The organism is Candidatus Neomarinimicrobiota bacterium (assembly GCA_036476315.1).
Classification (GTDB): Bacteria; Fidelibacterota; Marinisomatia; order Marinisomatales; family S15-B10; genus JAZGBI01.
The window spans coordinates 1-9354 of record JAZGBI010000047.1; the positions used below are offsets into that span (position 1 = coordinate 1).

10 protein-coding genes are annotated in these 9354 nt (G+C 51.4%); 1 reads left to right on the forward strand and 9 read right to left on the reverse strand.

Going from position 1 to position 9354, the window contains the following annotated elements; genetic code table 11:
* The coding region (locus tag V3U24_04820; GenBank protein MEE9166771.1) for an aldehyde dehydrogenase family protein at nucleotides 1-1241 on the reverse strand (1241 nt) is incomplete at its 3' end.
* A gap of 178 nt (nucleotides 1242-1419) precedes the next feature.
* On the opposite strand from V3U24_04820, the gene rpmB reads away from it, so the two are divergent.
* On the forward strand, nucleotides 1420-1611 hold the full coding sequence (rpmB, locus tag V3U24_04825) for a 50S ribosomal protein L28 (protein MEE9166772.1): 192 nt from the start codon (nucleotides 1420-1422) through the stop codon (nucleotides 1609-1611).
* A 54-nt stretch (nucleotides 1612-1665) separates the two neighbouring features.
* On the opposite strand, the gene ftsZ is transcribed toward rpmB, so the two are convergent.
* From ftsZ to V3U24_04865, 8 genes are all read right to left on the reverse strand, one after another.
* Nucleotides 1666-2841 carry a cell division protein FtsZ gene (gene ftsZ / locus V3U24_04830; protein ID MEE9166773.1) on the reverse strand — a complete coding sequence of 392 codons (1176 nt, stop codon included), beginning with the start codon at nucleotides 2839-2841 and terminating at the stop codon, nucleotides 1666-1668.
* 122 nt (nucleotides 2842-2963) lie between these two features.
* On the reverse strand, nucleotides 2964-4220 hold the full coding sequence (ftsA, locus tag V3U24_04835; protein ID MEE9166774.1) for a cell division protein FtsA: 1257 nt from the start codon (nucleotides 4218-4220) through the stop codon (nucleotides 2964-2966).
* 10 nt (nucleotides 4221-4230) lie between these two features.
* Nucleotides 4231-5010, reverse strand: coding sequence for an FtsQ-type POTRA domain-containing protein (locus tag V3U24_04840; protein ID MEE9166775.1), 780 nt, complete (start codon nucleotides 5008-5010; stop codon nucleotides 4231-4233).
* 4 nt (nucleotides 5011-5014) lie between these two features.
* Nucleotides 5015-5953: a UDP-N-acetylmuramate dehydrogenase gene (gene murB / locus V3U24_04845; GenBank protein ID MEE9166776.1), complete on the reverse strand. Its 939-nt coding sequence runs from the start codon at nucleotides 5951-5953 to the stop codon at nucleotides 5015-5017.
* Between the two features lies 1 nt (nucleotide 5954).
* A complete protein-coding gene (gene murC, locus V3U24_04850; GenBank protein MEE9166777.1) occupies nucleotides 5955-7346 on the reverse strand; it encodes a UDP-N-acetylmuramate--L-alanine ligase in 1392 nt (463 codons plus the stop codon).
* Nucleotides 7343-7942 carry a glycosyltransferase gene (locus tag V3U24_04855; GenBank protein MEE9166778.1) on the reverse strand — a complete coding sequence of 200 codons (600 nt, stop codon included), beginning with the start codon at nucleotides 7940-7942 and terminating at the stop codon, nucleotides 7343-7345. The genes murC and V3U24_04855 overlap by 4 nt, the downstream gene beginning before the upstream one ends.
* Nucleotides 7939-8457: a glycosyltransferase gene (locus tag V3U24_04860; protein MEE9166779.1), complete on the reverse strand. Its 519-nt coding sequence runs from the start codon at nucleotides 8455-8457 to the stop codon at nucleotides 7939-7941. Before V3U24_04860 ends, V3U24_04855 begins: the two co-directional genes overlap by 4 nt.
* A partial coding sequence (locus tag V3U24_04865; GenBank protein ID MEE9166780.1) for an FtsW/RodA/SpoVE family cell cycle protein occupies nucleotides 8450-9354 on the reverse strand: 905 nt, incomplete at its 5' end. The genes V3U24_04865 and V3U24_04860, both read right to left, overlap by 8 nt.

Sequence of the window (9354 nt, forward strand, 5' to 3'; positions counted from 1 at the left end):
ACAATCGTGGTGGGCTCAATAAAGAATCCGACAGAATCGTCATAGCCGCCCCCGGTAATCAACTCTGCATCGTCTGATGCCTTCGCCCAGGCGATATACGAGGTGATGTTCTGAAACTCCTTCTCGCCAATAACGGCGTTCATGAGGTTGGTGAAATCTTCAACGTCTCCAATTTTGATGGATGCCACCTCTGTGACATACCGGTCTTTGAATTGTTCCCATTTCGATGTTGGGATATACGCCCGGGAGATAGCGGAGCACTTCTGTCCCTGGTATTCGAACGCGCCGCGGATCATTGCGGTCACCACCGCATCAATGTCTGCCGACTCATGGACAAGACAGAAATTCTTGCCACCCGTCTCACCTACAATTCTGGGATATCCATCATAGTTGTCGATGTTTTCCCCAACGGTTCGCCACATTCTCTGAAATGTGGCAGTGGAACCGGTGAAGTGGATGCCTGCGAGTTTTCTGTGCTTCGTGGGGATATCTCCCACGAGGCTTCCGGGCCCCGGAGCGAAATTGATCACGCCATCGGGCAGACCCGCTTCCATAAAGAGCTGCATGATACGATATGCAGGGTAGACAGCGTTGGAGGAAGGTTTCCAAACAACGGTATTCCCCATGAGGGCCGGTGAAGAGGGAAGATTACCGGCAATGGAAGCGAAATTGAACGGGGTAACGGCGAACACGAATCCTTCCAGGGGACGGTGCTCAGTCCTATTCCAGGTTCCCCCGGGAGAATAGAGGGGTTGCTGTTCATAAATCTCCTGAGCATACCAGGTGTTGAAATTGAAAAAATCGATTAATTCACAGGCGGAATCGACTTCCGCCTGGAAGACGTTCTTGCTCATGTTGAGCATGGCAGACGCATTAAGAAGATCCCGGTAGGGACCTGAAAGAAGAGTGGCCATCCTTCTGAAAAGGGATACACGAGATTCCCAGGGCATGGTTGACCAGCCCCTCCACGCCTCCTGTGATGCTTCAATGGCCATTTCCATCTCCTTCTCTCCGGCCTTGTGATAGGTAGCCAAGGTATGCTGGTGGTTATGGGGTATTATGCATTTTTCCAGAGCGCCTGTTCTGATCTCCCTTCCGCCAATGATCAAGGGGATCTCAATCTTTGTAGACCGAAGTTCTTTCAACTTTGCTCTGAGTGCTTCCCTTTCCATCGAACCGGGACCATAGGCCCTCACGGGTTCATTAGTGGGCTGTGAAACATGGGATTTGGAATTCGACATGTCGGCGGATCCTCTTTGTCTAATAGATGTTAGACTGCAACAAAAATGGAACGGAATTTACCTGATGGCGTGAATGACAGGCAAGAACGATAATTCCGTATGCGAAAGATTCACTTTTTCCTTTAGACACAGAAACTGTAACTTGGCTCTTTCCTTTGAGCTTTTTGTGGAGTAATGGATGGCCAGAGTATGCGAAATCTGCGGTAAGAAACCTAAAGCGGGAAACCGGGTGAGCCACGCCCACAACAAAACACGAAGGCGCTGGACCCCGAATCTTCACCGGACAAGGGCCGTCGTGAACGGATCGACAAAGCGGATTCGCGTCTGTACGACCTGCCTCCGGTCAGGCAGGGTCACGAAGGCAGCATAGAGTTATCTTCGCCCTCTGGTGTACTCCAGCGCAGCTTACGGCTGGATCTGGTAATCAAGAATGTCTTTGTCGAAGAAATGCGGGGATTTCCAGGTTGTCGGATTCCCCGATGATAGGAGGCTTTTGAGAAGAACTCCCTTCCTTTTCTGACCCCTGTTCCTTTTTCCTCTGGTGTGCCGGTGTATTGATTTGACCACTCACGGGAACAACCCCATCGAGACGTCTTTCTGGTTGACCTTTTTCAAACGGGAGTACCTTTTCTATTCTTCTTCCCATCGTGGCAAATCCTGTGGCGATAACGGTCACGTGAATCTCGTCCTTTAGAGTAGGATCGATGACCGCTCCAAAGATGATATTGGCATCCGGTCCAGCCTCTTCAAAGATGATTGATGTGGCGTCGTCTACCTCAATTAACGTGAGGCTGTCTCCTCCAGTGATATTGACAAGCACACCCTGAGCCCCGGATATGTTCACGTCGTCCAGCAGGGGACTTGAAATCGCCTGTTGGGCGGCGAGTACCGCTCCTTCCTCCCCAGTGGCCACACCGGTTCCCATGATTGCGTCCCCCATGTCTCGCATGATTGTGTCCACATCAGCGAAGTCCAGGTTAATGAGACCATGAACACTGATCAGATCAGAGATACCCCTGGTCGCGTGGAAGAGTATTGAGTCTGCGAGTCGGAAAGCTTCAATGATTGTGGTAGTCTTGTCAACAATGGTGAGCAGCTTCTGATTTGGAATGACGATAAGGGTATCGCAATTCTTCTGAAGATCTTCGACTCCGGATTCCGCACGCGACATCCGTTTAGGACCTTCAAAATGAAACGGTTTCGTTACAACACCCACTGTGAGAGCTCCAAATTCCCGGGCGATTTGAGCCGCAATGGGTGAAGCTCCCGTACCCGTACCCCCTACCATTCCTGCCGTCACGAACACCATGTCTGCTCCCTCAATGATCGAGGCAACGGCTTCCTTCTCCATCTCCATGGCTTCCCGCCCTACGTCAGTTTTGGCCCCGGCTCCCAAACCTTTTGTGAGATTTTTTCCAATTTGAATCTTTGTCTCCGACCTGTTGCTTTCCAGGTCCTGTGCATCCGTGTTGATGGCAATGAATTCCACACCGTCCAGGCCAGAGGAAATCATGCGATTCACAGCATTTCCTCCTGCCCCACCCACACCAATGACCTTGATCCTGGCTTTCTGATCGGCGAGCGAATCGAATTCGAACAACATATCTAAGCCCCTTTCCAGTTTCTCCCGTGAAGTGCCTGAACTACCCGGGCACCGGAGAACCCCATTCCAGCGGTCCCTCCTGAAATTCTATATACACCTTGTCTTCCGGTGAGTTCAGTCTAAAACATTTCACTGAACCACCTCTTAACGCGTTTTGCCACTTGATTCAGCATAGGCTCGTGGTCTACACCTAGATTGAACTCCCCGGCAAGTGTTGTTCCGTATTGGATCAGGCCGATTGCGGCGGAGTAGACAGGACTGGACGCCACATCAACGACACCGCTGAGACCCTTGGGAATTCCAATCTTTACAGATCCACCGAAAGCTTCCTCGGCCAGACTTGTGATATTCTTGAGCAAAGCACCGCCTCCCGTAAGGACAACACCGAAGGTGACGGGGGAGGAGACGTCTGCTCTTGAAATCTCCCTTTTCACCAGTTGGAAGATCTCGGTCATTCGTGCCTCGACGTAACGCGATACCTCATGTTCGGATACATTCCGTACCGCCTCTGTGGGAGTGTGAGGAAGCTCAAAATCCAGATCCGTCGACGCCATTGAGGCTTTCGCAGAGCCATACTTTATTTTGATGTCCTCCGCATCCCCCGTTGAAATCTTCAGCATCATGGCGATATCGTTTGTCACATTATTTCCCCCCAAACCGATGACGGCGGAGTGACGGACGGCTCCGTCAAGGAAGACGGATACATCTGTGGTACCACCACCGATATCGATAAGAGCCACCCCGAGCTCCTTCTCATGAGGCTCCAGCGTGGCCTGTGCGGCTGCCATGGGGTGATAGATGAGGCCCTCCACTGCAATACCGGCTTCCTCGGCACACTTGGTGATGTTCTTTGCGGCGGAGACGGCGCCCGTAATGAGATGGACCCGTGCTTCCAGTCGTCGGCCCACCATTCCCAGGGGATCTTTGATTCCATCCTGATCGTCCACCACGTACTCCTGGGGAAGGATATGCAGGATCTCTCGATCCACGGGTAGTGAAATCGCTTTTGCCATTTCAAGGACCCTATTGATATCGGGATTCGATATTTCATGCTCATAGCCCAGGTGAAGCCCGTTTTTCGAGGTGGCGATGGCTCCCTGTGTGTTGATTCCACGGATGTGGTTCCCCGAAATACCCACAAACGCTCTGGTCACCTTAACATTGGCCATCTTCTCGGCAGCCTCGACAGCCTTTTCGATGGAACGAACCGCCTCTTCTATGTTGACAACGATCCCTTTCCTGACTCCGGAAGAGGGAACCACGCCTGCACCCAGAAGCTTGCTGTCATAGCTCTTGTCGGCAAGCTGGCAAACGATACAACAGGTTTTGGTCGTCCCGATATCAAGACCAACACAAGTCCTCTTTTCCTGTACCATGGCTGATTCCTTAGGCTTTTTCCCTTACGACAATTTGTTTCTCGTACCGAAGATCGACGTATGAGTAATCGTGCAGCGTTCGTGCACCCGTTATGATGTGGGAGAATTGACGAAGTACTCGAATCTTCAGAGCTGATGGGGTAGATCCGAGATATATTCTCGTCGGGTGTTGAGAAAGAAACAGAACATATTCATCGGTGGCATTGATCTGTACTTCGGAGATGTCTCCGTAGAGATCGGGGAATTCTACGGTCACGAGGTTGAGGAAATCAACCGTTTCGAGGACCTTACGCGACAGGCATCTTTCGCCCGCGAGATAAAGCTCCGAGGCCGGGTTGAAGCCGGAAAGAGTCGGTATATCGAACTCAAGCTCCCCATCTTTCAAGGGGAGAACGACACCGTCCTCATCCACCATGAGAAATGGGACATGATTGATGTAAGCGATTGGCTTTCTCTCAATGATATCGATCGACAGAGTAGAGGGATAATTACTGCTCACGCGGGCAGCCTTGATGTAAGGATGATCCTCCAGTTTTTCTTGCAGCCCCTCAGGATCTATTTGGGTGAGGGTAGCGGATTGCGACATCTCAACCAGATTGAGCAACTCCTCTTTCTCCAGGAATTGGTTTCCGGTAACCACAATTCTTCTCAGGCGAAAGTGTTCTGTTGCGTTAGCCCAGTGAAAGGCGAAGGTGATCAGGGCCATAAACCCTCCGAAGCCAAACAGCAGAACAAGCCCGGTCACAACGCTCCGGAGGCCTGCTAACAGCCGTTTTTTCAGTACGGTCATCCTATTATGCATCGAAATAGTCCGGGGAAAAGCCAAGAGTCTTAATCTCGAGTTCCAGGTCTACCCCAAGTTTTTTCTGGACGGTTTTCCTCGCGAGACGAATAAGCCAGGCAATGTCCTCCGCGGTGGAGCCCCCGTGATTGAGAAAGAAGTTCCCGTGTTTTGGAGAGATCTCCGCGGCCCCGCGTTTTGTCCCCTTTAATCCCGCCCGCTCGATGAGGTATCCAGCTGGTTTTGCATTGGGGGGATTCTTGAACACGCTGCCAGCCGAACGAAAGCGGAGTGGCTGCGTAGCCTTGCGACTCTGACTCGCCTTGGCTTTGAGCGATCGAATCTTTTCAGGCTCCCCCTTTTCCATTTCGAACGTGGCAGCGAGAATAACTTGATCGTCGGAGAGGGAGGAAGACCTGTAGCTGAATTCCACCTCATGCCTCTCATAGTCCCGCTGTTCTCCGGACAGTGTCATTACTGAAAGACTTTTCAAGAAATTTGATATTTCATGCCCATACGCACCGGCATTCATTCGGACGGCGCCGCCCAGGGTACCCGGTACACCTATGAGACTTTCGACTCCGGTCAGATTTTCTCTCAGACATTCCTTCACAAAATGTCCCATCATGGTGCCACTCTGAGCGAATACATGGGTCTCCTTCACGGTCATGGACCTGAAATGCTTCGACAGGCTGATAACGATTCCGTCGAAGCCGGTGTCGCTCACGAGGAGATTTGACCCGGATCCTATGATATATATCTTGATATTCTGTTGCCAGGCTGCTTTGAGAATCGATTTCAGGTCGTTTTCGTCCACGGGGTAGAAAAAGCCACGTGCGGAACCTCCAATTCCATATGAAGTATGCTTTGACATGGGTTCATTCCAGAGGATTGTCCCTTTCAACTTCCCCTCCAGTTCTTTCAGTTGCTTCCCGGTCTCTTTCTCTGGCATTTCAAGCCGATACCTTCTGCTTTTGAAGTAGTTTCACAAACTCATCGCACACTTGCCAGATGTCCCCCGCCCCGAGCGTGATGACAAGATCCCCCGCTTTGGCGATGTCGGCCAGGGTCCTGACGACATCCGCTTTCTCCTTTATCCACGAGATCTCCCTGTGTCCCATCGCTTTTGCGGAATCGACGATCATTTCGCCTGAGACTCCCTGTATGAGTTCCTCTCTCGCGGGGTAGATATCTGTCACTATGGCCACATCACTCATCATGAGTGAGCGTGCAAAATCTTCATAAAAGTCCCGGGTCCGGGTATAGAGGTGAGGCTGAAAAACGGAGATGATCCGTCTATCCCACCCACTCTTTACAGAGCTCAGAGTTGCTGTAACCTCGGTGGGATGGTGAGCATAGTCATCCACGACCATGATGCCATCGTAGATCCCTTTGACTTCAAACCTTCTTCTGACGCCGTTGAATTTCTCCAGTGCTTGCTTAATTGTGCTGAAATCGATGTTCATTTCCGTTCCCAGTGCGACCGCTGCCAGGGCGTTCTTGACATTGTGGCCCCCCGGCAATCTCAGATGAATGTTTCCGAGAGTCCTGCCCTGTCGTTTTACCTTGAAATCCGAATAGATTTCGTGAAACTCAATTTCCTGAGCCTGAAGGTCCGCCCGGTCACTAAATCCATAGGTAATTGATGGCCGACTGATATTGGGGAGAATCTGACGGCAGAAGGTCTCATCGATACAAATAACCACCGATCCGTAGAAAGGTATTGCATTAGCGAACTGAGCGAATGCCCTGAGAAGATCCTCTTGATCCTCATAGCATTCCATGTGATCCATATCAATGGTAGTGATGACGGAATAAGTGGGATGGAGCCGGAGAAAACTCCTGTCGAATTCGTCTGCTTCCGCCACGATCGTATCCCCTGAGCCAAGAACGGCGTTGACATCGAGACTTCTGACGACCCCTCCCACGACCAGAGTGGGATCGAGATTCGCCTCTGTCAAGACTGCACCGATCATGGAAGTGGTTGTCGTCTTCCCGTGTGTGCCACCCACGGCCACACTGGTGGGCTTGAGTTTGAGGATCTCTGCCAGCATCTCGGATCGTGAAATCACCGGAATATTTTTGTTCCTTGCGGCCTCAAGCTCGACATTATTCCTTTCGATGGCCGATGAATATACCGACAGATCACAATCGTCCACGTTTGCATAATCGTGACCTTCCATGATTTCGGCACCTTTTGCCTGTAGCCTTCGGGTGATTTCAGACGACTCCAGGTCCGATCCGGTCACCTTGAATCCGAGATTCAACAACAACTCTGCGATTCCGCTCATGCCGATGCCGCCGATTCCGACAAAATGGACCTTCTTGATTCTCCCAAACATCATGCTTCCGCCAGAGCTACTATCTGGTTAACTATCTCCTTGGCGGCGTCGGGCGTTGACAGTGACCTCGCGGTCGTCCCCATCTTCGACAATTTCCGGGGATCAGTTATGAGAGTTTCAACTTCTTTGACAAACCGCTCCGGAGAGAGATGGGACTCGAGAATAACTTCTGCTGCACCAGCGTCCTCGAAAATCTTGGCGTTCCTTGTCTGGTGGTCCGCGGAAGCACCACGAAAAGGAATCAGTAGGGACGGTTTCCCGCAATGCGCAGTTTCGGCCAGGGTCAGGGCTCCTGCCCTTGACACAATAAGATCGGCGGCGGAATACGCCGGACCGACTCGCTCCAGAAATGGAAAGATGCGCAAGCCCGAAAATCTCGATTCAATGGGGCTGAGGGTGTCGTAATGCAAGGGGCCCGTCTGCCAGATCACCTGAATGCTCAATCGATGGCACAGATCGTCCACCGATGCGGAAACCACCTGGTTGATCGCCTTTGATCCCTGACTACCGCCGATAATCGTAAGGATTGGCATTTCAGGGGAAAGCCGGAAATCCTTTATGGCCTCGGCCTTGCTCATCTCAAGAAGATCTTTCCTCACGGGATTCCCCGTAACGACGAACTTTTTTTTTTGAGATACTGGCCCGATTCGGCATAGCTGAGACATACGACATGCACCCTTGATGAGAGCCAGCGCGTGGTAAAGCCGGGATAGGAATTCTGTTCATGGACTAACGTGGGAATATCCTTATGAATGGCTGCTAGGAGGGGGAGTCCACTGGCGTATCCCCCGGTTCCCACCACCACGTGCGGCTCAAAATCGGATATGAGAAATCGCATTTTCAGGTAACCCAGGAGAAACCGAAAGGGAAAGCCGATATTGCGTGCCACTCCTCGAAGCGTTAATCCTCGAGCAAAACCTCGAATTCCCACGAGGGTGAACGAATTCCCCCTATTTTGAAGGATGGACGATTCTAGGCCGAACTTTGAACCGACGAGGTGTACGGCAACGCCGGGAAAACGTCTGTCCAGGGCGTCTGCGATTGCAAGCACGGGAAAAAGGTGACCCCCGGTTCCTCCCCCTGCGATCACAACCCTTAGTTGTTTCCTAGCCAAAAAGGATCCTCGCAGTCTTCGCCGGCCTGACGGATCGCTTGGCCATCGAAATGTTGAGAAGAATTCCCACTGACAGGAGGTTTGTGACAAGGCCCGATCCTCCATAACTGACGAGTGGGATGGGTAGACCCGTGGTAGGAACCAGACCCGTAACAACGGCCGAATTGACAAAAGCGTAAATCATAATCTTTATTGACAGTCCCATTCCCAGGAGAATGCCGAAGACGTCAGTACAGTGTTTTGAAATGTGGACTGACCTTTGAAACAGAGCGAGAAACATGGTGATGACAAAGAATGTCCCAACAAACCCGAATTCTTCGCCGATAATGGACAGAATGAAGTCCGTGTGAGGTGTGGGCAAGAACAGATTCTTTCCGACACTCTCTCCAAGACCGACACCCGAAATCCCCCCATTGCCCAGACTGAAAAGAGATTGTTGGAGCTGGTAATGAAGTCCGTGGAGACTCGAATCGGCACTCAGAAACGACTTGATACGTTCAAGTCGGTATTGCGCTGTCAGGAGGACAGGAACCAGTATTGCCACGGAAACACTGCCCGCCGCGATCAAATGGGCGAGCTTCGCCCCTCCCATGAAGAGCATCGCAAGCACAATCATTCCGAGAATTGCGGCCGTGCTGAAGTCGGGCTGTATGATGATGAGTGCCATCACAAGTCCAGTAATAACAAGAGGCGGAAGGAAACCGTTGACAAAGTCACGGATCTGGTCGCGTTTCTTATCCAGGTATCCCGCGAGATAGACGATGATTGAAAACCTGGCGAAGTCCGAGGTCTGAAAAGTAAGAGGTCCGAAATGCAACCATCTGGCCGATGAACGGTTTCCTTCCGCGAGATAGAGGAGTTTTGTCACGATCAGGAGTAATATGCTGACGAAGATGA

What these genes read in the sequence shown, in the direction of transcription:
- ftsA (MEE9166774.1), bottom strand. Translation starts at nt 4,220, where the DNA reads ATGGTACAGGAAAAGAGGACTTGTGTTGGTCTTGATATCGGGACGACC.
- V3U24_04840 (MEE9166775.1), bottom strand. Translation starts at nt 5,010, where the DNA reads ATGACCGTACTGAAAAAACGGCTGTTAGCAGGCCTCCGGAGCGTTGTG.
- murB (MEE9166776.1), bottom strand. Translation starts at nt 5,953, where the DNA reads ATGCCAGAGAAAGAGACCGGGAAGCAACTGAAAGAACTGGAGGGGAAG.
- murC (MEE9166777.1), bottom strand. Translation starts at nt 7,346, where the DNA reads ATGATGTTTGGGAGAATCAAGAAGGTCCATTTTGTCGGAATCGGCGGC.
- rpmB (MEE9166772.1), top strand. Translation starts at nt 1,420, where the DNA reads ATGGCCAGAGTATGCGAAATCTGCGGTAAGAAACCTAAAGCGGGAAAC.